This is a genomic window from Pantoea sp. GCM10028869, assembly GCF_042666835.1.
Classification (GTDB): domain Bacteria; phylum Pseudomonadota; class Gammaproteobacteria; order Enterobacterales; family Enterobacteriaceae; genus Pantoea; species Pantoea leporis.
Window position 1 is genome coordinate 587,359 of the sequence record NZ_JBHTGO010000003.1, and the last position, 20,549, is coordinate 607,907.

General features: G+C 57.7%; 16 protein-coding genes. 10 read left to right on the plus strand and 6 right to left on the minus strand.

The annotated features are described in order from the left end of the window. Positions 1-2 precede the first annotated feature (2 nt). Together ACFQW4_RS10560 and ACFQW4_RS10565 are read left to right on the plus strand one after the other, a co-directional pair. The gene (locus tag ACFQW4_RS10560) at positions 3-2,975 is read left to right on the plus strand and encodes a virulence factor SrfB (RefSeq protein ID WP_377725220.1); all 2,973 of its coding nucleotides are present in this window, start codon (positions 3-5) and stop codon (positions 2,973-2,975) included. Beyond that, positions 2,972-5,344: a virulence factor SrfC family protein gene (locus ACFQW4_RS10565; RefSeq protein ID WP_377725223.1), complete on the plus strand. Its 2,373-nt coding sequence runs from the start codon at positions 2,972-2,974 to the stop codon at positions 5,342-5,344. Before ACFQW4_RS10560 ends, ACFQW4_RS10565 begins: the two co-directional genes overlap by 4 nt. Before the next feature lies 1 nt (position 5,345). Here ACFQW4_RS10565 and ACFQW4_RS10570 read toward each other — a convergent pair whose 3' ends face one another. The 3 genes from ACFQW4_RS10570 to ACFQW4_RS10580 all read right to left on the minus strand — a co-directional run bounded on the left by ACFQW4_RS10570 (position 5,346) and on the right by ACFQW4_RS10580 (position 6,489). Then, positions 5,346-5,618 carry a barstar family protein gene (locus ACFQW4_RS10570; RefSeq protein ID WP_192233716.1) on the minus strand — a complete coding sequence of 91 codons (273 nt, stop codon included), beginning with the start codon at positions 5,616-5,618 and terminating at the stop codon, positions 5,346-5,348. A 2-nt stretch (positions 5,619-5,620) separates the two neighbouring features. Beyond that, positions 5,621-6,055: a ribonuclease domain-containing protein gene (locus ACFQW4_RS10575; protein ID WP_192233715.1), complete on the minus strand. Its 435-nt coding sequence runs from the start codon at positions 6,053-6,055 to the stop codon at positions 5,621-5,623. An 86-nt stretch (positions 6,056-6,141) separates the two neighbouring features. Continuing rightward, positions 6,142-6,489: a helix-turn-helix domain-containing protein gene (locus ACFQW4_RS10580; protein ID WP_008110158.1), complete on the minus strand. Its 348-nt coding sequence runs from the start codon at positions 6,487-6,489 to the stop codon at positions 6,142-6,144. 293 nt (positions 6,490-6,782) lie between these two features. Between ACFQW4_RS10580 and ACFQW4_RS10585 the strand changes: the two genes are divergently transcribed. Together ACFQW4_RS10585 and oqxB are read left to right on the plus strand one after the other, a co-directional pair. Further along, positions 6,783-7,937 carry an efflux RND transporter periplasmic adaptor subunit gene (locus ACFQW4_RS10585; RefSeq protein WP_101764498.1) on the plus strand — a complete coding sequence of 385 codons (1,155 nt, stop codon included), beginning with the start codon at positions 6,783-6,785 and terminating at the stop codon, positions 7,935-7,937. 18 nt (positions 7,938-7,955) lie between these two features. Beyond that, on the plus strand, positions 7,956-11,108 hold the full coding sequence (gene oqxB, locus ACFQW4_RS10590; RefSeq protein ID WP_192411914.1) for a multidrug efflux RND transporter permease subunit OqxB: 3,153 nt from the start codon (positions 7,956-7,958) through the stop codon (positions 11,106-11,108). A 112-nt stretch (positions 11,109-11,220) separates the two neighbouring features. Here the strand turns inward: oqxB and ACFQW4_RS10595 are convergent, their stop codons facing one another. Next, positions 11,221-11,706 carry an Rrf2 family transcriptional regulator gene (locus ACFQW4_RS10595; protein WP_008110154.1) on the minus strand — a complete coding sequence of 162 codons (486 nt, stop codon included), beginning with the start codon at positions 11,704-11,706 and terminating at the stop codon, positions 11,221-11,223. Between the two features lie 158 nt (positions 11,707-11,864). Then, positions 11,865-13,064 (minus strand): MFS transporter, encoded by a 1,200-nt coding sequence (locus ACFQW4_RS10600; RefSeq protein ID WP_377725228.1) that lies wholly within the window; start codon positions 13,062-13,064, stop codon positions 11,865-11,867. Positions 13,065-13,220: 156 nt separating this feature from the next. Between ACFQW4_RS10600 and tus the strand changes: the two genes are divergently transcribed. The 4 genes from tus (at position 13,221) to ACFQW4_RS10620 (ending at position 16,046) form a co-directional block, all read left to right on the plus strand. Continuing rightward, positions 13,221-14,150 carry a DNA replication terminus site-binding protein gene (gene tus, locus ACFQW4_RS10605; protein ID WP_192233699.1) on the plus strand — a complete coding sequence of 310 codons (930 nt, stop codon included), beginning with the start codon at positions 13,221-13,223 and terminating at the stop codon, positions 14,148-14,150. Between the two features lie 93 nt (positions 14,151-14,243). Continuing rightward, positions 14,244-14,807, plus strand: coding sequence for a fasciclin domain-containing protein (locus ACFQW4_RS10610; protein ID WP_101764502.1), 564 nt, complete (start codon positions 14,244-14,246; stop codon positions 14,805-14,807). 43 nt (positions 14,808-14,850) lie between these two features. After that, a complete protein-coding gene (locus ACFQW4_RS10615) occupies positions 14,851-15,405 on the plus strand; it encodes a sigma-70 family RNA polymerase sigma factor (RefSeq protein WP_101764503.1) in 555 nt (184 codons plus the stop codon). Further along, positions 15,402-16,046, plus strand: a complete 645-nt coding sequence (locus ACFQW4_RS10620) for an anti-sigma factor domain-containing protein (protein WP_192411916.1) — start codon at positions 15,402-15,404, stop codon at positions 16,044-16,046. Before ACFQW4_RS10615 ends, ACFQW4_RS10620 begins: the two co-directional genes overlap by 4 nt. An 89-nt stretch (positions 16,047-16,135) precedes the next feature. Here the strand turns inward: ACFQW4_RS10620 and fumC are convergent, their stop codons facing one another. Then, positions 16,136-17,533: a class II fumarate hydratase gene (gene fumC / locus ACFQW4_RS10625; RefSeq protein ID WP_350261871.1), complete on the minus strand. Its 1,398-nt coding sequence runs from the start codon at positions 17,531-17,533 to the stop codon at positions 16,136-16,138. A gap of 197 nt (positions 17,534-17,730) precedes the next feature. Between fumC and manA the strand changes: the two genes are divergently transcribed. Both manA and ACFQW4_RS10635 read left to right on the plus strand, forming a co-directional pair. Then, positions 17,731-18,906 (plus strand): mannose-6-phosphate isomerase, encoded by a 1,176-nt coding sequence (gene manA, locus ACFQW4_RS10630; RefSeq protein ID WP_280172769.1) that lies wholly within the window; start codon positions 17,731-17,733, stop codon positions 18,904-18,906. Positions 18,907-19,038: 132 nt separating this feature from the next. Further along, complete coding sequence (locus ACFQW4_RS10635; RefSeq protein ID WP_110866063.1) at positions 19,039-20,538, plus strand: YdgA family protein; 1,500 nt, start codon at positions 19,039-19,041, stop codon at positions 20,536-20,538. The last annotated feature ends 11 nt before the right edge of the window (positions 20,539-20,549 follow it).

The following is a 20,549-nucleotide window of genomic DNA, read 5'->3' on the forward strand; positions in this document are numbered from 1 at the left end:
ACATGTTGGCTCCCCTCATCGATGACAAACAGAAAATCACGCTGATTGAAGATAGCGGTGTGCAGTTTCTTGATTTCGGTTTGCGTTTACCTGCGTTGCAGGCACGTCGTCAGTTCGTGCGGCAAACCGCCAACGGCCCGCTGCTGCGTCTCAACGTCGACGGCAACAGCGGCAAGTTCCTGCTCTATCCGGAAGATGGCGGCGCGGCGGAAGTGGTGCGTCCGGAAACGGACATCGCGCTAGCCGACTCTCTGAAGCTGCTGGCTCATCAATGGCTGCCGCTGCCGGTGCTGCGCTGCACCAGCGGACGTCGTTTTATCGGCGGCCCGGACAACTGGGCACGTCTGCATCTGGCGCCGCTGGCGCAACCCGACGCGGCAGGCAACACCCATCGCATCACCCTCGCCTTTGATACGCGCATTGTGTCTGAGCAGGATGGCGGCGAGCAGCACGGTTTAAGCAAAGCCGATGCGCAGAACGGCGTCAGTTTCGCCCTCGCCTGGCACAACTACGAGCTGGGTGAATTCCTCGACCATACATGGGTTGATGGCTGGCTGCGTGAAACCTTTAGCCAGCAGGTGCATGCACTGGAATCACGCCGTGAGCAGGAGCTGAACCAGGCGCTGCGTGAATTCGAATATCAGGCACACTATCTCAACCTGCTGGAACTGCTGGGCGAACAGCTTGATCTGGCGGAAATCTACATTCAGGCAACCTCGCTGCAAACCCCGGCGGTCAACGTCGATATCATTCTCGACGTCGGCAACTCGCACACCTGCGGCATTCTGGTGGAAGATCACGCCGAAGAGAGCAGCGGCCTGCGTCAAACCTACGAGTTGCAGCTGCGCGATCTCTCCGAGCCGCATCAGGTTTACAACGAGCTGTTCGACAGCCGTCTGGAGTTTGCTGAAACCCGTTTCGGCAAGGCCAACTTCTCGCTGGAGAGCGGCCGCGAAAACGCCTTTATGTGGCCGTCGCTAACGCGCGTAGGACGTGAAGCCAGCCGTCTGGCGTTGCTGCGTGCCGGCACCGAAGGCAGCACCGGTTTGTCCAGCCCGCGCCGCTACTTGTGGGATGAAGCGCGCTATCAGCCAGGCTGGCGCTTCAACGCCAACGGCAGCAGCGATGAGCCGCAGGCCACCGCGCTGCCGTTCACGTTACTGATTAACGACGAAGGCCAGCCGCTGCACGCACTGGCGGAAGACGACCGTCTGCCGGTGTTCTCCGCCAGCTACAGCCGCAGTTCGCTGATGACCTTTATGCTGTGCGAACTGCTGGCGCAGGCGATGATGCAGATGAACAGCGTGGCGCAGCGCCAGCGCATGCCGCAAAGCCAGGCGCCGCGCCAGCTGCGTCATGTGATCCTGACGCTACCGTCAGCGATGCCGAAGCCGGAGCGTGAGATTTTCCGTCGCCGCATGCAGGAAGCCATCGCGCTGGTATGGAAAGCCGAGGGCTGGCATCCGGCCGAAGAGGAATTTACCGCCGCCAGCCAGGCAAACAGCCTGCGTCCGGTGCCGGATGTGCAGATGGAGTGGGACGAAGCCACCTGCGGTCAAATGGTGTGGCTGTTCAACGAAACTCAGGTCAACTTTGCCGGCCGCGCAGAAGATTTCTTCAGCAGCATGGCGCGCCCGGATCGTCCGCGTGAAGTTGACGAGCTGCCGGGTAAAAGCCTGCGCATCGCCTCGATTGATATCGGCGGCGGCACCACCGATTTAGCCATTACCCAATATCGCCTCGATGACGGCCAGGGCAACAATGTCAAAATCACCCCGCGCTTACTGTTCCGCGAAGGCTTCAAAGTCGCCGGTGACGATATTCTGCTGGACGTGATTCAGCTGTGGATTCTGCCAGCGTTGCAGCAGAGCTTGCAGAAAGCCGGTTTGCAGTTGGCCGAACCGCTGATGAACAAGCTGTTTGGTCACGACAGCCGCATGGACGGACAAGCCACGCTGCGTCAGCAAGTGACGCTGCAGCTGTTTATTCCGCTGGCGCAGGCGGTGCTGGAGCAGTATGAAAATTGGGATCCGCTCGACAGCCATAGCGAGATCAACGCGCTGTTCGGCGAGCTGGTGCCGCAAAAACCGGCTAGCAGCGTGCTGGCGTTTGTGAACGGCGAAATTCAGCGCACGCTCGGCGGCGACAGCCGATTCGATCTGCTCCAAGTGCCGCTGGTGGTCAGCATGGCGCAGCTGCACGGCGAGTTCCTGCAACACCGTATGGCGATCATTCCGGCGCTGCGCGCGATGTGTGAAGTGGTGTCGCTGTATCAGTGCGATGTGCTGCTGCTCACCGGTCGTCCGTCACGCTTCCCTGGCATTCAGGCGCTGGTGCGACATCTGCAACCGCTGCCGGGCAGCCGTATTTTGTCGCTGGAAGGCTATCACACCAGCGACTGGTATCCGTTCAACAAGCAGGGCCGCATTGATAACCCGAAATCCACCGCCGCAGTCGGCGCGATGCTGTGCCTGCTGGCGCTCGATCTGCGCCTCAGCAGCTTCTGGTTCCGCGCCGGTGATTTCGAACCGTACTCCACCATTCGCTATCTCGGCGTGCTGGATGAGACCTCGACGCTCAGCGACGATAATCTGTGTTACAGCGAGATCGATCTCGACAGCAGCAGCTTCGCGCTGGATCGCAAAAGCAGCTTCCGCATTCGCGGCAACGTTTGCCTCGGCTTCCGCCAGTTGGAGAACGATCGCTGGCCAGCCTCGCCGCTGTATAGCCTGAGCATTGTGGACCCGACGCTGGCACGTCAGGTTGCCGGCGAAAGCGTACTGCGCATTAAGCTGGCGGTGCAGCCCGGCCCGGATAATCTCGGCCCTGAACGCTTAGTGTTAAGCGATGCACGCATGGATGACGGCACGCGCGTGCCGCTGGAGCAGCTGAGTCTGAAACTGAACACGCTTTCTGCCACCGGCAACGCGAATGCGCAATATTGGATCGACAGCGGGAGCGTCTGCAAACGATGAGAACTGCCAAAAAAGCCTCGCCGGTTACGCCCGCGAAACGTCTTAGCCTGATGCAGGAAACGCTGGATGGCGCGCTGAACTGGGTGGAAACCCATCAGGCGCACGCACCGCGTCTGGCAATGGAAGCTGAAACTCTGACGCTGCAGCTGCGCCGCGCGCGCGTGGAGAGCCATGCATTGGCGCGCCAGCTGGCGCGTCCGGTGACGCTGGCGCTGTTTGGCCAGTCGCAGGCGGGCAAAGCCTGGCTGCTGAGTGAGATGGTCGGTGATGCCCAGGGCCAGTTAATAGCGCGCCTTGGCGATAAGACTCTGAATTATTTCCAGAACATCAATCCCGGCAATCTCGATTTCGCCATCGCCACCCGCTTCAGTCACCAGCGTGAAACGCAATCCAACGCCTGGCCGCTGGAGATGACGCTGCTGAGCGAAGTAGAACTGATTCGTTTGATGCTGGCCTGTGCCAACACCGAGCTTCAGCCGGACACGGCGCAGATCGATGCCGCGTTGCAGCGTTTGCAGCGCCACCGTCAGGATGAAGCACAGCCTGGCCTCGATAGCGATGCGCTGATCACGCTATGGGCGTGGAGCCGTCGTCACCATCGTCATGCCGAGATTCTCGATCGTCACTTCTGGCCGCAGGCGGTAGCGCTGGCGCCGTGGCTCAACGTGGACGACCGCGTGCAGCTGTTTGCCCTGCTGTGGCCGGGACAGAACGCGCTGAACGAAAGCCTGCGTAGCCTGATGCATTTGCGCCACCAGCTGCGCCATGCGCCGCGCGTGTTAGCGCCGCTCAGCGTGCTGGTGGACGATGCCGCGCTGCCAGCAGAAAAACTGATTGGTAATGATGCCGACTGGCAGGAGATGATCGAAGTGTGTCCGATCGTCGCCAATCGCGTGGGGAAAGCGCAGCATGTTCCGCTGGGATTGCTGTCGCTGCTGACGATGGAGATCACCTTGCCGCTCAGCTCCACGCCGCGTCAGGCGCTGTACGATGATGCGGATATGCTGGAGCTGCCTGCGCCGGGCACGCCAGCCGATCGCGCGCAACAGGATGAACTGGCGCAGCTGCGCAAACGCGATCCGCTGCGCGCCACGCTGCTGGAACAGAAACGCACGCTGCTGCCGGGCCTGTACGCCGCGCGTCAGGGCATTGATCTGATGCTGATCTGTACCGCTGCCAGCCAGCGTCACGACACCGATGTCGCCGCCAGCGCGCTGCGCGAGTGGCACATACATCAAACCATCGCCGCCAGCGGTGAGAAGCCCCGTCTGATTTGGGCGATCACGCCACATGATGCGCGCTATCAGCAGCAGCAGATTAACGTTGATGAAGCGGTGCAACGCCAGATTGGTCAGCCGGGACAGAGTTGGGGGTCGATGCTGGCGCTGGATCGCGCGGGCGTCGATCGCATGGGCAGCTGGTTGCAGGATGAGATGCAGCCGGAAGCGCGCCGTGAGCGTTTAGCGTTGCAACTCAGCGCGCTACAGCACAAGCTGGTGGAACGTTTGCAGCCGTGGACCGAATCCAGCGCCACGCCAGAACAGGCAGCTCGCAAGCAGGCGATTTCCGATACGCTGCTGAAATGCTTGCAACATCGCACCGGTTTGCACGGCGAACTATTGGAGCGTTTGCAGCCGTCGCGTGAAGCGGTGCGTCAGCTGTGGCTGAGCCAGAGCAGCAGCCATCACATTCAACACAGCGCCAAAACGGCGGCCGCTGAGCAGAGCTATTTCGGCATCGGCTTCGAGTTCGATCTGTTTAAAGATGAGCCGGTAGCTGCCGCTGAGCCGCGCAGTTCGGGCGGTCAGCGCGATCAGCAGTTCCCGCAGCAGGTGTTTGCGCTGTGGCTGGAGCACCTGCGTCAGTTGCCGGAGAGCCGCAGCCTGCTGGCGCTGCTCAACGTCGATAAGCCGACGCTGGAGATGCTGGTGGAAGAGTTAATAACCGCTAGCTTCCGTCTCAAGGTGCTGAGCAAACTGCAGAGCGCGCTTAACGAGCCGGATGCGCAGGCCAGCGCCCATGAAGCGCGTACCGATCGTCAGGTTTCACGCGCCATGACGGTGCTGGGGGATTTTGTGGCGTGGCTGGGCTTTTTACAGCGTCCGGAGAGCGAGCGCCCTGAAAGCCGCGTCAATCGCGGTCAGACCATTTTCGCACGTCCGCCTGCACCGAGCGTCAGCTTCTCGCCGGGACAGCGTTTGACGCGTCTGTCGGCCGCTCCCGCCAATCATACCGCTTACTACATCTATGACTGGCTGGTGGGGTTAAATTCGGTGATCGTTGAGAACAACGGCTACACCGGCGGCGGTGATTTGCCCGCTAATGCCCGCCAGATGCTGGCGGTTTTGCTGTTACCGCTGCACGCGTAATTTATTCTCCACGCACCAGGCGCAGCTCGCCTTCTAACTGCTGCTGCGCCTCTTCCAGTAACGCCAGCACCGGCGCAAATTCTGCACTCTCGCTGGCGTCATCGGCATGCGCTAAATAGAAGGTGGCCGGCAGCGCCATGCCGCCGGTCAGCCAATCCCATAGCGCATCAAGATTGTTACCGAAATCCACTGCGCAGGCACTCTGCTGCACCAGCGCGCGGTAAAACGCCTGGCGATCTGACAAGATTGCAAAGTCAAAATGGAGCGTCAACATGGTTAAGGCACCTGTTTGAAGCTGCGATAGTGATCGGTGGTGAGGAAAATCAGCCCATCATTTGAGTAAAGCAGACGATCGGCGTCGCGGTGACCGCAATCGTAATTCACGTCAGCTTCATACCATTGCCTGCCCGCCTGCATCGGCAGCCTTCTTTCGCGGTTGCTAAAGCGATCGCCACCAATCGCACGGCCCGGTAATACCTCACACAAGTTGCCCTTGCTGGGATTCCAGCCCTGACGACGCGCTTCATTTTTGGTGAGATAGAGATCGGGTAATGTGTGATGCTGCTGCAGCCAACGCGCCACGGTGTTGGCATCGGTGAGCTGTGAAATATCGGGGTGGCTAGCTGACCATTTATCGGACAAACGCGGTTTTAGCCCGAGCCACAACGCGGCCAGGATCAGAATTAAGGCAATCCAGAGTTTTTTTGACATGGTGGCATCCTGAAAAACAGGACGACGATAATAACAGATTTAGGGCAGGGAAAAACGCGGGCCAGCAAAGCTGGCCCTGGCGGGGTTTACTGCATCGCGCTGGCGGATGGCGCGGCGTGACGACGCCATGCTCCCGGCGCTACGCCATACTGGCGTTTAAAGCTGCGGTTAAACGACTGCTGCGAGTCGAAACCGAGTGAAATCGCCACGTTAAGAATCGGTTCATTACTGGTGGTCAAGCGATCCGCTGACTTCTTCAGCTTCTTCTCACGGATGTATTCGCCCAGAGGTAAACCCGTGTGCTCTTTGAACATACGCTGCAGGTGCCATTTCGAATAACCGGCGCGCCCCGCTACGGTATCCAGATCCAGACGCGTTTCAATATTGTTGTCAATCCAGTCGATCAAATCGTGAATAAATGCGGTGGTCATCATCTCGTTTTCTCCGGTCGCCGTTGCGAACAGTATCAGTATCAGTTGCAATTACACTTTAAGGTTGAACGACTATGCCAGTTAATGCAAGTTTTATTATTGCATTAAATGCCGCACTGCGCGTAGGGGCTTTGATCCTTCTGCAACGTAATGATCAAAACCGCACATAAAGTGTATCAGATATTCTTGCAGATGCAGTTTGAGCAAGCCTACACTCGTGGCGTTTTAATGCAATCATAAAAGTTGCAGATTTTTCGTACGTCTCCTTTCATTTTCACCAAAGCGGAATAACAACAATGCATCTGCAAACGTACAGGGTTCAATGGGCGGTAAGCCTGTCAGGAGTGATGTTGCTGGGAAGCCTGCTGGCCGGTTGCGATCGCGGTGTGGCGCAAAACGCCCCGCCGCCACCGCCCGAAGTAAGTGTCGCGCAGGTGGTAGAGCAGAAAGTCAGCCAATGGGATAGCTTCAATGGCCGTTTCGAAGCGGTGCAGAGCGTGCAGCTGCGGCCGCGCGTTTCGGGCTATATCGATCAGGTTAATTATCGCGAAGGCGATGAGGTGAAAAAAGGTCAGGTGCTGTTCACCATTGACGATCGCACCTACCGCGCCACGCTCGAGCAGGCGCAGGCCGAACTCGCCAACGCGCGCAGCCAGGCTACGCTGGCCCGCAGTGAATCGGCGCGTACCGATAAACTGATCGGCACCAATGTCGTGTCACGGGAAGAGTGGGAACAGCGTCGCTCGGCGGCTAATCAGGCGCAGGCCAGCGTGCTGTCAGCACAGGCGGCGGTGGATATGGCGCAGCTGAATCTTGATTTCACCCGCGTTACCGCGCCGATTGAAGGTCGCGCCAGCCGCGCGATGATCACCACCGGCAACTTAGTGACCGCCGGTGACAGCGCCAGCGTGCTGACCACGTTGGTATCGCAGGATCGTATGTACGTCTACTTCGACGTCGATGAAGCCACCTATCTGCATTATCAGGCGATGGCGCGTAAAGGCGAAAATCGCGGGTCGCTGCCGGTAGAAGTAGCGCTGACCGGCGAAGAGGGTTTTCCGCATCGCGGCACCGTGGATTTCCTCGATAACCAGCTGACCGCCAGCACCGGCACCATCCGCATGCGCGCATCGCTGGATAATCAGCAGCGTCAGTTCACACCGGGCCTGTTTGCGCGCGTGCGCTTGCCGGGCCGCGCCGACTTCACCGCCCTGTTGATTGATGATAAAGCCGTGCTCACCGATCAGGATCGTAAGTACGTTTACGTGGTCGATGCGCAAGGTAAAGCCCAGCGCCGCGATATTCAGGCCGGCGAGTTAGCCGATGGTCTGCGTATTGTGCAGCAAGGCCTGAAGCCCGGCGACAAGGTGATCGTTAACGGCTTGCAGAAAGTCTTTATGCCTGGCATGCCGGTGAACGCCCAACCGGTGGCGATGCGCTCCGCTCAATAACCTTCGAGACTGCCTTTTATGGATTTCTCCCGCTTTTTTATCGACCGACCGATTTTCGCCGCGGTGCTGTCGATTTTGATCTTTACCACCGGACTGATCGCCATTCCGCTGCTGCCGATCAGTGAATATCCCAACGTGGTGCCACCGAGCGTGCAGGTGCGCGCGGAATATCCCGGTGCCAACCCCAAAGTGATTGCAGATTCTGTGGCGACGCCACTGGAAGAAGCCATCAACGGGGTAGAAAACATGATGTACATGAAATCCGTGGCGGGTTCCGATGGCGTGCTGGTCACCACCGTGACCTTCCGTCCGGGCACCGATCCGGATCAGGCGCAGGTTCAGGTGCAGAACCGCGTGGCGCAGGCTGAAGCGCGTCTGCCGGAAGAGGTGCGCCAACTCGGCCTCACCACGCAGAAGATGTCGCCGACGCTGACGCTGGTGGTGCACATGTTCTCGCCGCACGGCAAGTACGATTCCCTCTATCTGCGTAACTACGCCACCCTGAAGGTGAAGGATGAACTGGCGCGCCTGCCAGGCGTCGGTCAGATTCAGATCTTCGGTGCCGGTGAATACGCGATGCGCGTCTGGCTCGATCCCAATAAGGTGGCGGCACGTGGCTTGACCGCCTCCGATGTGGTCAGCGCGATGCAGGAGCAGAACGTGCAGGTTTCTGCCGGCCAGCTTGGCGCGGAGCCGCTGAAGAAACAGAGCGATTTTCTGCTGTCGATCAACACCCAGGGTCGTCTTGAGAGCGAAGAGCAGTTCGGCAATATCATCCTGAAAACCGCTGATGACGGCACGCTGGTGCGCCTGCGTGACGTGGCGCGCATCGAGATGGGTTCCGGCAGCTACGCGCTGCGTTCACAGCTGAACAACAAAGATGCGGTCGGTATCGGTATCTTCCAGGCGCCGGGCGCCAACGCCATCGATCTGTCAAATGCGGTGCGCGACAAGATGGCCGAACTGGCCACCCGTTTCCCGGACGATGTGCAGTGGGCCGCGCCGTACGACCCAACGGTATTCGTGCGTGACTCGATCCGTGCCGTGGTGCAAACGCTGTTCGAAGCGATTGTGCTGGTGGTGCTGGTGGTGATTCTGTTCTTGCAAACCTGGCGCGCCTCGATTATCCCGCTGCTGGCGGTGCCGGTTTCGGTGGTCGGTACCTTCAGCATCCTTTATCTGCTCGGCTTCTCGCTCAATACCTTAAGTTTGTTTGGGCTGGTGTTGGCAATCGGTATCGTGGTGGATGACGCCATTGTCGTGGTGGAAAACGTCGAACGTAATATCGAGCAAGGCTTGTCGCCGACGGCGGCTGCGCATCAGGCGATGCGGGAAGTGTCCGGGCCGATTATCGCCATCGCGCTGGTGCTGTGTGCGGTGTTCGTGCCGATGGCGTTCCTGTCCGGCGTGACCGGTCAGTTCTATAAGCAGTTTGCGGTGACGATTGCCATTTCAACGGTGATCTCCGCCATCAACTCGCTGACACTGTCACCGGCGCTGGCGGCGCTGCTGCTGAAGCCACATGATGCCGCAAAGGATATGCCGACGCGCATTATCGATCGCCTGCTCGGCTGGCTGTTCCGTCCGTTCAACCGCTTCTTCCAGCGCAGTTCGGATGGCTATGAATCGCTGGTGGGTAAAACCTTGCGTCGTCGTGGCGCGGTGTTCGGCGTCTACGTGCTGCTGCTGGCCGGTGCGGGCTTTATGTTCCATACCGTGCCGGGCGGCTTTATTCCGACGCAGGACAAGCTCTACCTGATTGGCGGCGTGAAGATGCCGGAAGGTTCGTCGCTGGCGCGTACCGATGAAGTGATTCGCAAGATGAGCGAGATCGGCATGAACACTGAAGGCGTGGCTTATTCGGTCGCCTTCCCCGGTTTGAACGCGTTGCAGTTCACCAACACGCCGAATACCGGCACGGTGTTCTTCGGTTTGAAGCCGTTCAGTGAACGTACGCGCACCGCCGCGGAAATTAATGCTGAGATCAACGCTAAGATCTCGAAAATCCAGCAAGGTTTTGGCTTCTCGATTATGCCACCGCCGATTTTAGGTCTGGGACAAGGTTCGGGTTATTCGCTGTATGTGCAGGATCGCGCGGGGCTCGGTTACGGTGCGCTGCAAACCGCCATCAACACCCTTACAGGTGCGGTGTTGCAGACGCCGGGCATGATGTTCCCGATTTCATCCTACCAGGCCAACGTGCCGCAGCTGGATGTGCAGGTGGATCGGGATAAAGCCAAAGCGCAAGGCGTGTCGCTGACCGAACTGTTCAGCACGCTGCAAACCTATCTCGGATCGTCGTACGTCAACGATTTCAATAAGTTTGGTCGCACCTGGCGCGTGATGGCGCAGGCGGACGGCGATTTCCGCGATAGCGTGCAGGATATCGGTAACCTGCGTACCCGCAACGATCGCGGCGAAATGGTGCCGATTGGCAGCATGGTGAATATCACCACTACATACGGCCCGGATCCGGTGATTCGCTATAACGGCTATCCGGCGGCGGACCTGATTGGTGATGCCGATCCGCGCGTGCTCTCTTCGGCGCAGGCGATGCAGAAGCTGGAGGATATGTCGACGCAGGTGCTGCCGAACGGCATGAACATTGAATGGACCGACCTGAGCTATCAGCAATCAACGCAGGGCAATACCGCGCTGATCGTCTTCCCGGTCGCGGTTTTACTCGCATTCCTGGTGCTGGCGGCGCTGTATGAAAGCTGGACGCTGCCGCTAGCGGTGATCCTGATTGTGCCGGTAACCATGCTCTCGGCGCTGGTCGGCGTGTGGCTGACCGGTGGCGATAACAACGTGTTTGTGCAGGTTGGGCTGGTAGTGCTGATGGGACTGGCGTGTAAGAACGCGATTCTTATCGTCGAGTTTGCGCGCGAGCTGGAGATGCAAGGCAAGAGCATTGTCGATGCAGCGCTGGAAGCCTGTCGTCTGCGTCTGCGTCCGATCGTTATGACCTCGATTGCCTTTATCGCCGGTACTATTCCGCTGATTCTTGGTGAAGGTGCAGGCGCAGAAGTGCGCGGCGTAACCGGGATTACCGTGTTCTCCGGCATGTTGGGCGTGACGCTGTTTGGCCTGTTCCTGACGCCGGTGTTCTATGTGACGCTGCGTAAGCTGGTGACGCGCAAGCAACCACAGGCTGAAGTGCAAACGGTGTAAGGGTTTTAGGTGAAATGAACAATCCGGGCCAAGTGCCCGGATATTTTTTGCGTGCAGATTGAGGCAATAAAAAAGGGCGTCATGAATGACGCCCTTACGGATGAGAGTGGTTTTAGCGGCCTTTTTTACACAGGTCGGCGAGTTCGAGATCGGGCAACTCTTCGCAGTTGCTGGTGTCGTTATGCTTCAGTTCGGCCAGCGCGTCCGCTACGGTGCGGGTTTCCAGCACTTTAAGCGACGCTTCTTCAGCCTCTTCAGCAATCGATTTGAAATACCAACACAGGTTGGCACTGACCAGACAACGCGGTGCCACATCGGGACGTGACGCCCAGAGTTTTTTATCTTCAATCACAGAAGTATAAATGTCGCGCAGTGTGATTTCGGCGGCCGGGCGACCCAGATGAATGGAACCGGTGCGGCCAAGCGTTGAGACGATGATGCCGTCACGCGTGAGCGGAACCATAAGTTTCCGAATGAAACTGGGGTTCGCTTCAAGACCATACGCCAGTATGGCACTGGTCGAGCGTTTGCCCAGTTGCTCCGCCATCGCTACGCTCAAAACCATCTGCAAAGCTGTCGGGAAGCGGTAATCAAGCATTTCAATATCCTGAGTTGCGGTTATCTTGTTGTTTTTATGCCGCGACAGTGAGTAATCAATGAGCAATAAATATAACAAACACTGTTGCTTTTTAGAAGTCAACGCCCGTGATCCAGGCACGTATTCCCCATTTAATCGGGCAGAAGCGCACAGGCTGCTTAGTTTATCACTCCCCTTTCCGACTGTGGGCTGGCCTGCGGCAATTTCTGCTGCAAAAGCGCGACCAACAGCACGTTAATCAACGCCAGAACGCATAACAACCACAGCGTGGCGCTGGCACCGAGGTGCTGAAACACATAGCCACCAACCAGCGGCGTCAAGGCCTGACCAATCAAGGCGGGACGCGCCATGCGCCCTACCACAATCGCGTAGGCCTCTGGTTTGACCATCACCAGCGGTAAAGTTCCCCGCACAATGGCGCGCAAACCATTTCCGGCACCGTACAGCACCATGCTGAGCACCGCAAACTGCGGGTAACACGCCAGCAGCAGCAAGCCAAGCGCCACCAATCCCACCGAGAAAAAGGTGGTCCAGATCGGGTGACCGCGCTTAAAGGCGATATCCACGATGCGCGATGCCACCTGACACGGACCGAGAATCGCACTGATGGCCAACGCCGACGCCAGCGTGTGGCCGCTGGCCTGCAGCAAGGTGATCAGCTGCACCGAAATCGCCGTCATGATCACCGATGCGAGCGTGAAAATGCTGCACAGCAGCCAAAACAGTGTCGGTGCCAGTTCGTTGCCTTGCGCGGTCGGTTTTGCTTTGGCGGCGGCGATTTTCGCTTCTGGCGCGGGTAGCGCGTAGAGATAGGCGGGCAACACTGAAACACATAACAATCCGGCGATGGCAAAACAGGCGTTACGCCAATCCAGCCAGTGATTCAGCAGCGCGGTGCCCGGCCACACGATAGTGGTACAGAAGCCAGAAATCAGCGTAATGCCGGTTATCGCGCCGCGTGCCTGGCCGCCATAGAGCGTGCCGAGCGTGGCAAACAGCGCATCGTACAGGCCCATCGCCATACCCACGCCGATAATCAGCCAGGCAAACAGAAACAGCGGCAGATTGTGGCTCAATCCCATGATCACCAGACCGATCGCCATCACCGCCCCGCTCGCCGCCAGCAATGCACGGCCATAGGAGCGGGAAATCAGTCGCCCACTCAGCGGCGCCAGCAAACCGGAAATCAGCATGCCGAGCGATAACGCGCCATACACCCATTGCTGCGACCAGCCGGTTTCCGCCACGATCGGATTGGCCATCACCGCCATAAGATAGAAAGATCCGCCCCACGACAGGATTTGTACTACGCCAAGCGTAACTATGGCGGCGGCAGGTGGCTTTGGCTGAGGCTTCACAACATTATTCCGTTAGCAGGCAAAGCATTGTTATAACACGTTCATCCAGCTTGAAAAATCCCACGTTTCCCTGCTTAACAAAATCCCTGCGCTATGCTGGCAGACCGGCGCCTAAGCCAGTACACTGAAAGCATGTTGTAACTATGGAGGCGTTTTATGGCTCGTTATGATTTGGTTGCCGATCTGCACGAATGCGTTAATGCGCTGGAGGCGGGATTGGGCGCGTTACGTCAACACATTGAGCAGCAACCGCTGTTGATTGCGCGCGTGTTTAGTCTGCCGGAAATCGAGAAAGGCCGCGAACATGATGAAATTGAACGCATCGCGGTGACGCAGCATCTTGGTAAAACGGCACGCGACATGGCGCTGACGCATTACTGCCGCCTGTTTATGCAGCATCAATCGGAAAAGCTCAGCACCAAAGCCGCCGTGCGCTTGCCGGGCGCGATTTGCATTGAAGCCGACGGCGATGTGCATGCGCAGATTACGCAGCAGGTTGCCGAGATTAATACTTTGAAGCAGCGGCTGGAACAGCTGATCACCGTGGAGTCGGGCTTGCCGAGCGAGGCGCGCTTTGAGTTCGTCCACCAGCATCTGCGCGGGTTAATTACGCTTAACGCCTACCGCAGCGTCACGCTGCTCAACGCGCCGGACAGTTTGCGCTTTGGCTGGGCGAATAAAAACATCATCAAAAACGTCACGCGTGATGCGGTGGTAGAACAGCTGGAGCGCAGCCTGAAGGCCAATCGTGCGCAGGCACCGTGGACGCGGGAACAGTGGGCAGAGAAAGTGCAGCAAGAGCTGGAAGCAATCCTCGCGTTGCCAGCCGGTGCGAAGCTGAAAATCAAGCGTCCGGTGAAGGTGCAGCCGATTGCCCGCGTATGGCGCGCCAGCGAGAAGAAACAGGTGCAGCTTGCCTGCCCTTCTCCGCTGCTGGTGCTGTGCCGCGATCGCACGCAGGTGCCGATTCTGGGAGAACTACTGAACTACGATGCCGATAACGTTGCCTGGCGTCATAAACCGCTGGCCGAGCCGCTGCATCTGATCATTCCGCGCCTGCATTTGTGGAGCGATCGGCTGGCGTAAAATTTATTTTTAAATCGCTGCATCCAATTCGCAGGCTGCCCTCGTATATCAGAGTGTGAGCAACTTCTTCGCTCCCTACTACGAGGATTTATGATGAAAAAGCTAATGAGCATTGCAGTCGTATCCAGCACTTTACTGTTCACCGCAGGTGCATTTGCCGCCATGAATGATGACTCCGTGATGGTCGGCGGCGCAGCGATGTATCCGCAAAAGAACATCGTTGAAAACGCGCTGAACTCCAAAGATCACACCACGCTGGTTGCTGCTGTTAAAGCGGCGGGTTTGGTGGAAACCCTCGAAGGTAAAGGTCCGTTTACTGTCTTCGCGCCAACCAATGCGGCCTTCGCCAAGTTGCCTGCGGGCACCGTTGATAGCCTGGTCAAACCGGAGAACAAAGCGAAGTTGACCAGCATCCTGACTTATCATGTGGTGGCCGGTAAATACGACATGAAAGCGCTGGAGAAAAAGATTAAGCAAGGTGGCGGACATGCCGAGCTGAAAACCGTCAACGGCCAACCGTTGTGGATTATGAATAATGGCCCGCACAATATTCAGCTGAAAGATGGTCAGGGTAACGTGGCGAATATCAGCACCTATGACGTCAATCAGAAAAATGGTGTGATTGATGTGATTGATACCGTCTTGATGCCTAAGTAATTGCCTATACTCGGATTGGGCATTTTAGCCAACCGGGAAGATGATGGATAACAGGCTTGCAGAACGGTTAGACAACTTATTGCCGGCGATCGCAAAAGGCGATCGCCGCGCGTTTGAGCAACTGTATCGACTTACGTCGCCGCACCTGTTCGCCCTCGCCCTGCGCATGCTGCGTCAGCAAGGTTGGGCGGAAGAGGTGCTGCACGATTGCTACCTCACCATCTGGAACCGCGCCGCCTCTTACGATGCTGCCCTGAGCGCGCCGATGACGTGGATGACGCACATTGTGCGCAATCGCTGCATTGACGGGTTACGCAGCGGACAGGCGCGCCTGATGCTGGAGGCAGAAGAGTTTAGCGACCTGCTACCAATCACCAGCGAAGACGAACAGAATAACTGGCACGATCCGGCACAAGCCGATCGCCTGCGACACTGCATTGGCCATCTGAGCAGCGAACAGCAGCAAAGCATCACGCTCGCCTATTATCAGGGGATGTCCCACAGTGATATTGCCGCCTGGCTGCAACAGCCGGTTGGCTCGGTAAAAAGCTGGATTCGCCGCGCGCTGGAGCATCTGCGGGAGTGTGTGGGCCTATGAACGATAAACTACAACGCGATGATGCCTTATCAGCCGAGTATGCGCTGGGCACCTTGAGTGGGCTGGCGCGTTTGCGCTTTGCACGCAGGTTGCGTAACGAGCCTGCCCTTGCGGCCAACGTTGCGCGCTGGCAAGCCCTGCTGGCGGGCCTGGATAATCAGCTTGCACCCGTCACGCCACCGGAAAAGGTGTGGAAGAAGATTACATTGAGTTTGCCCGAGCAACGCGTCATTCAACCCAAACGCCATTATGCGGGCTGGCTTGCGGCTGCCAGTGTCGCGGCGTTCGCCCTGCTCGCCTCACTGTTCCTGCAGCAGCCGACGTTGACGCCGTTGACGGTACTGAACGACGCCCAGCATCAACAGCAATGGGTGGTCAGCGCGGACAGCAAACTGGCACAGCTGAGCCTGACGCCGTTACATCCTGTGACCATCGCCGATAACAACAGTTTGCAGCTGTGGCTGATTCCGCCAGGCAAAGCGCCGATTTCATTGGGTTTGTTGGATAACCAGAAGGCAACGGATGTGGCGTTGAATAGCACGATTTCCCGCTCAGGCATCATTGCCATCAGCCTTGAACCGCGCGGCGGCTCGCCAACCGGGCAGCCAACCGGTCCGGTGTTGTATAGCGGGCAGCTATAAATCACCGCACAATCCGTAGCGGCGCGATTTATCGCGCAATCAATTGCGCCGCTACGAGGGTGCTACGTCTGCCAGTTTTTAACAGCGGTTTACTGCTTCATGCTGCCCACCATCTCCTCCGGACGCACCCACTCATCGAACTGCTCTTCGGTCAGATAGCCCAGCTTCAGCGCCGAGCCTTTCAGCGTCAGGCCTTCTTTATGGGCTTTCTTGGCGATTTCCGCCGCTTTGTCGTAGCCGATATGGGTATTCAGCGCCGTCACCAGCATCAGCGATTCGTTCAGCAGCTGATCGATGCGCTCGCGTACCGGTTCAATGCCAATCGCGCAGTGGTGATTGAAGCTGTCCATGCCGTCGGCCAGCAGACGCACCGATTGCAGGAAGTTGTGGATCACCATCGGACGGAACACGTTGAGCTCAAAGTTGCCGGACGCGCCGCCAATATTCACCGCCACGTCGTTGCCCATCACCTGACAACACAGCATGGTCAGCGCTTCGCACTGCGTGGGGTTCACTTTGCCTGGCATGATCGAGCTGCCTGGCTCATTTTCCGGGATCGCCAGTTCGCCAATGCCGCAACGCGGGCCTGAGGCCAGCCAGCGCACGTCGTTGGCAATTTTCATCAGCGAAGCCGCCAGGCCTTTCAGCGCACCGTGCGCGTGCACCAGCGCATCGCAGGTCGCCAGCGCCTCGAACTTGTTCGGCGCGGTGACAAACGGCTGTTTGGTCAAATCGGCCAGCGCTTTAGCCACGCGAACCGCGTATTCCGGATGGGTATTCAGGCCGGTCCCGACCGCGGTGCCGCCCAGCGCCAGCTCCGCTACGTGCGGAATACTGTTCTCAATATGTTTGAGATTGTGCTCAAGCATCGCTACCCAGCCGGAGATCTCCTGACCGAGCGTCAGCGGTGTCGCATCCTGCAAGTGGGTACGACCAATCTTGACGATATCTTTGAAGGCGTCGGATTTTTCACTCAGCGTCTTTTTCAGCACGTGAATCTGCGGAATCAGCTGCTCCCGCATGGCGATGACCGCGGCCACGTGCATGGCGGTGGGGAACACATCGTTGGAGCTTTGGCTTTTATTCACGTCGTCATTTGGGTGCACCAGACGCGACATGCCACGCTCGCCGCCAAGAATTTCACTGGCGCGGTTGGCCAGCACTTCATTCATGTTCATGTTGGTCTGGGTGCCGGAGCCGGTCTGCCAAATTGCCAGCGGAAACTCCTCGCTGTGCTTATCGGCCAGCACTTCGTCGGCGGCTTTGAGAATCGCCTGGGCACGATCGGCCGGAAGCAAGCCGAGATCCTGGTTCACCTGCGCCGCCGCGCGCTTGGTCAGCGCCAGCGCATGCACCAATGCCACGGGCATTTTCTCGGTTGAGATTTTGAAATGTTCCAGCGAACGCTGGGTTTGTGCGCCCCACAACTTATCTGCCGGTACTTCAATCGGTCCCATTGAGTCTTTTTCAATGCGATTGGCTGCCATGACTACGTCTCCTTAGCTCAGATTTTGAGGTTTCCGCTCTAAACGCCTTCCCGCGACGCCATTGAGCGAGCAAGATTGTCACATACAAGAATTTAACATTATGCGAGCCTATCGCCTTTATTGCACTTGTTCGTGTATTTTCTATGGCACTTTCTGCTTTAATAAGCCTATTTACTTACGGTTATTAAGGGTAAACGATGCAAAAATTGAACAATTCGCTGCAAAATTACGCGTGGGGCAGCAAAACTGCGCTGACCGAACTCTATGGCATCGAAAATCCACAAGGTTTGCCGATGGCGGAACTGTGGATGGGCGCGCACCCGAAAAGCCCGTCTACCGTTGAGGTCAACGGCGAAGTGCGTTCGCTGCGTGAAGTAATTGATGCCGACAAAGTCGCCATGCTCGGCAAAGCGGTGGCTGAACGTTTCGGCGAGCTGCCGTTCCTGTTTAAAGTGCTGTGCGCCGATCAGCCGCTGTCGATTCAGGTGCACCCCAGCAAAGCCGCTGCCGAACAGGGTTTTGCGCGTGAAAATGCCGCGGGCATTCCACTCAGCGCTGCCGAACGTAACTATAAAGATGCTAATCACAAGCCCGAGCTGGTGTATGCGCTGACACCCTTCCAGGCGATGAACGGTTTCCGTGAGCTGCATGAGATTGTCTCGCTGCTGGAGCCGGTGGCCGGTGCGCATCCGCAGATCGCTCACTTCCTCGAAAACACTGATGAAGCCAATCTGGCAAAACTGTTCGCCACGCTGCTGTCGCTGCAAGACGAGGCCAAATCGCGCGCCATCGGCGTACTGAAATCGGCGCTCAATGGGCGTGAAGGCGAACCGTGGCAGACCATCAAATCTATCGCCATCGATTATCCGGATGACAGCGGTCTGTTTTCGCCGCTGCTGCTCAATGTTATTACCCTGCAGCCCGGCGAAGCGATGTTCCTGTTTGCAGAAACGCCGCACGCCTATCTGAAAGGTGTGGCGCTGGAAGTGATGGCGAACTCCGATAACGTGCTGCGCGCCGGTCTGACGCCGAAGTTCATCGATATCCCGGAACTGCTGGCTAACCTGAAGTTTCAGGCAAAACCGGCCGCGACGCTGCTAACGCAGCCGCAGCGCGACGGCGAAACCCTGAACTTCCCGATTCCGGTAGAGGACTTTGCCTTTGCCATTCATGGGCTTTCCGCTGCGCCGCAAACGCTGGCACAAAACAGCGCGGCCCTGCTGTTCTGCATTGAAGGTCAGGCGATAATTGAGAAGTCCGGGCAACAGCTGGTGCTGAAGCCGGGTGAATCCTGCTTTGTCGCTGCCAATGAGTCGCCGGTCAACGCGGCAGGCACCGGACGTCTGGCGCGCGTATTTAATACGCTCAACTGAGATCCGGCTGACGCTGCCAGCATTAACTGCTATTCTTTTAAACTATTAATTTAAAACGCCTGCGGGCGTTTTTCTTCACCCGTCGCGCACCGACCAGCGGCGTGCGGACGCAAGGATAAGGACGACACAGCGATGAAAAAGACCCAGGTTGCCGTAGGTGTGATTGTGGCGCTCGGCGTGATTTGGACTGGTGCTGCATGGTTTACCGGTAAACAACTGGAAAGCCATATGGATGAGATGTTGCAGAACGCCAACGCGCAGCTGAATGCTTACGCGCCGAACAGCCGTTTGACGCTGAGCTATCAGGATTATCAGCGCGGCGTGTTCAGCAGCAAAACCAAATTGGTGGTACAGGCCAGCTCGCAAACCAATGACAATCCGCTGTTGAAGCCTGGTCAAAGTATCGTGCTGAACGAGACGATCGATCACGGTCCTTTCCCGTTCGCCCAGTTGAAGCGCGGCAGCCTGATCCCAAGTATGGCGTCTGTGCATACCGAACTGGAAAACACCGATGCGGTGAAGAAACTGTTTGAACTGACCAACGGCAAATCGCTGGTCAACGCCGATACCCGCGTCGGCTACAGCGGTGCGACCAATACCGATCTCAACCTGCTGGCGGTGGATTACAACAATCCGCAGACCGGCGATCGTCTGGCCACCAATGGCGGTACGCTGAACATCAGCGCCGACAGCAAAGGTGACAAAGTCAGCCTTGACGGCGACTTCTCCAGCATCGCGGTCACCAGCAAAAATCAGGTTGAACTGCCGGTGCTGTTTACGCTGAATGGCCTGAAGCTGAGCGGCGATACCCATCTCAGCCCGGAAGGCGTGCGCGTCGGCGATCAGTCGATCTCTCTGGATAAACTGGATGCCAGCATTAACGGCCAGGAAGGTTTGTCGCTGGAGAAGCTTAAAACCACCTCATCCTTCGACAATAAAGAAGGCAAGATTGGTGGGCAGTTAGATGTCGATGTTGACAAAATTACCCTGCAGAAGCAGCCGTTTGGTGAAGCTAAGCTGGCGATGAAGTTTGCGCAGTTTGATGCGCAGGCGGTGAAAGCCTTCTCCGATACTTACAACGCGCAGATGCAGGATCTGCTGAACCAGCCGGGCGTGGCGGAAGATCCGATTCGCTATCAGGCCAGCGTGCAAACCATTCTGCGTAATAACCTGCCAACGCTGTTGAAAGGCTCGCCAACGCTGAGCATCGCGCCGCTGAGCTGGAAAAATGATAAAGGTGAAAGCACCTTTAACCTGAACGTGGGCTTTAACGATCCGGCCACCGTGAGCGGCGAGGCGCAGAGTTTGGGTGCCGCAGTGGATCGCGTGCTGAAAACCCTCGACGGCAAGCTGGCGATCAATATGCCAATGGCAACCGAAACCATGCGTCATGTCGGTTTGGCGGAAGGTTATCAGGGTGACGATGCGCAGAAACTGGCGGATCAGCAGGTTAAGGGTTTAGCAGCGATGGGCCAGATGTTCCGCCTGACGCAGCAGCAGGATGATAACATCGTCACCAGCCTGCAGTACGGCAACGGCCAGGTCACCATGAATGGCGACAAGATGACGCTGGAGCAGTTCCTGTCACGCTATATGCTGGGCGCACCAACCAGCGAAGGTATGCCAGAGTAATTCATGGGGCG

Bases quoted from the DNA above. Each gene is read 5' to 3' on its own strand.
- ACFQW4_RS10580 (WP_008110158.1), bottom strand. From the start codon at position 6,489: ATGATGACCACCGCATTTATTCACGATTTGATCGACTGGATTGACAAC.
- ACFQW4_RS10610 (WP_101764502.1), top strand. From the start codon at position 14,244: ATGAAAAAGCTAATGAGCATTGCAGTCGTATCCAGCACTTTACTGTTC.
- ACFQW4_RS10615 (WP_101764503.1), top strand. From the start codon at position 14,851: ATGGATAACAGGCTTGCAGAACGGTTAGACAACTTATTGCCGGCGATC.
- manA (WP_280172769.1), top strand. From the start codon at position 17,731: ATGCAAAAATTGAACAATTCGCTGCAAAATTACGCGTGGGGCAGCAAA.
- ACFQW4_RS10560 (WP_377725220.1), top strand. From the start codon at position 3: ATGTTGGCTCCCCTCATCGATGACAAACAGAAAATCACGCTGATTGAA.
- oqxB (WP_192411914.1), top strand. From the start codon at position 7,956: ATGGATTTCTCCCGCTTTTTTATCGACCGACCGATTTTCGCCGCGGTG.
- ACFQW4_RS10565 (WP_377725223.1), top strand. From the start codon at position 2,972: ATGAGAACTGCCAAAAAAGCCTCGCCGGTTACGCCCGCGAAACGTCTT.
- ACFQW4_RS10635 (WP_110866063.1), top strand. From the start codon at position 19,039: ATGAAAAAGACCCAGGTTGCCGTAGGTGTGATTGTGGCGCTCGGCGTG.
- ACFQW4_RS10585 (WP_101764498.1), top strand. From the start codon at position 6,783: ATGCATCTGCAAACGTACAGGGTTCAATGGGCGGTAAGCCTGTCAGGA.
- ACFQW4_RS10620 (WP_192411916.1), top strand. From the start codon at position 15,402: ATGAACGATAAACTACAACGCGATGATGCCTTATCAGCCGAGTATGCG.
- ACFQW4_RS10570 (WP_192233716.1), bottom strand. From the start codon at position 5,618: ATGTTGACGCTCCATTTTGACTTTGCAATCTTGTCAGATCGCCAGGCG.
- ACFQW4_RS10595 (WP_008110154.1), bottom strand. From the start codon at position 11,706: ATGCTTGATTACCGCTTCCCGACAGCTTTGCAGATGGTTTTGAGCGTA.
- fumC (WP_350261871.1), bottom strand. From the start codon at position 17,533: ATGGCAGCCAATCGCATTGAAAAAGACTCAATGGGACCGATTGAAGTA.
- tus (WP_192233699.1), top strand. From the start codon at position 13,221: ATGGCTCGTTATGATTTGGTTGCCGATCTGCACGAATGCGTTAATGCG.
- ACFQW4_RS10575 (WP_192233715.1), bottom strand. From the start codon at position 6,055: ATGTCAAAAAAACTCTGGATTGCCTTAATTCTGATCCTGGCCGCGTTG.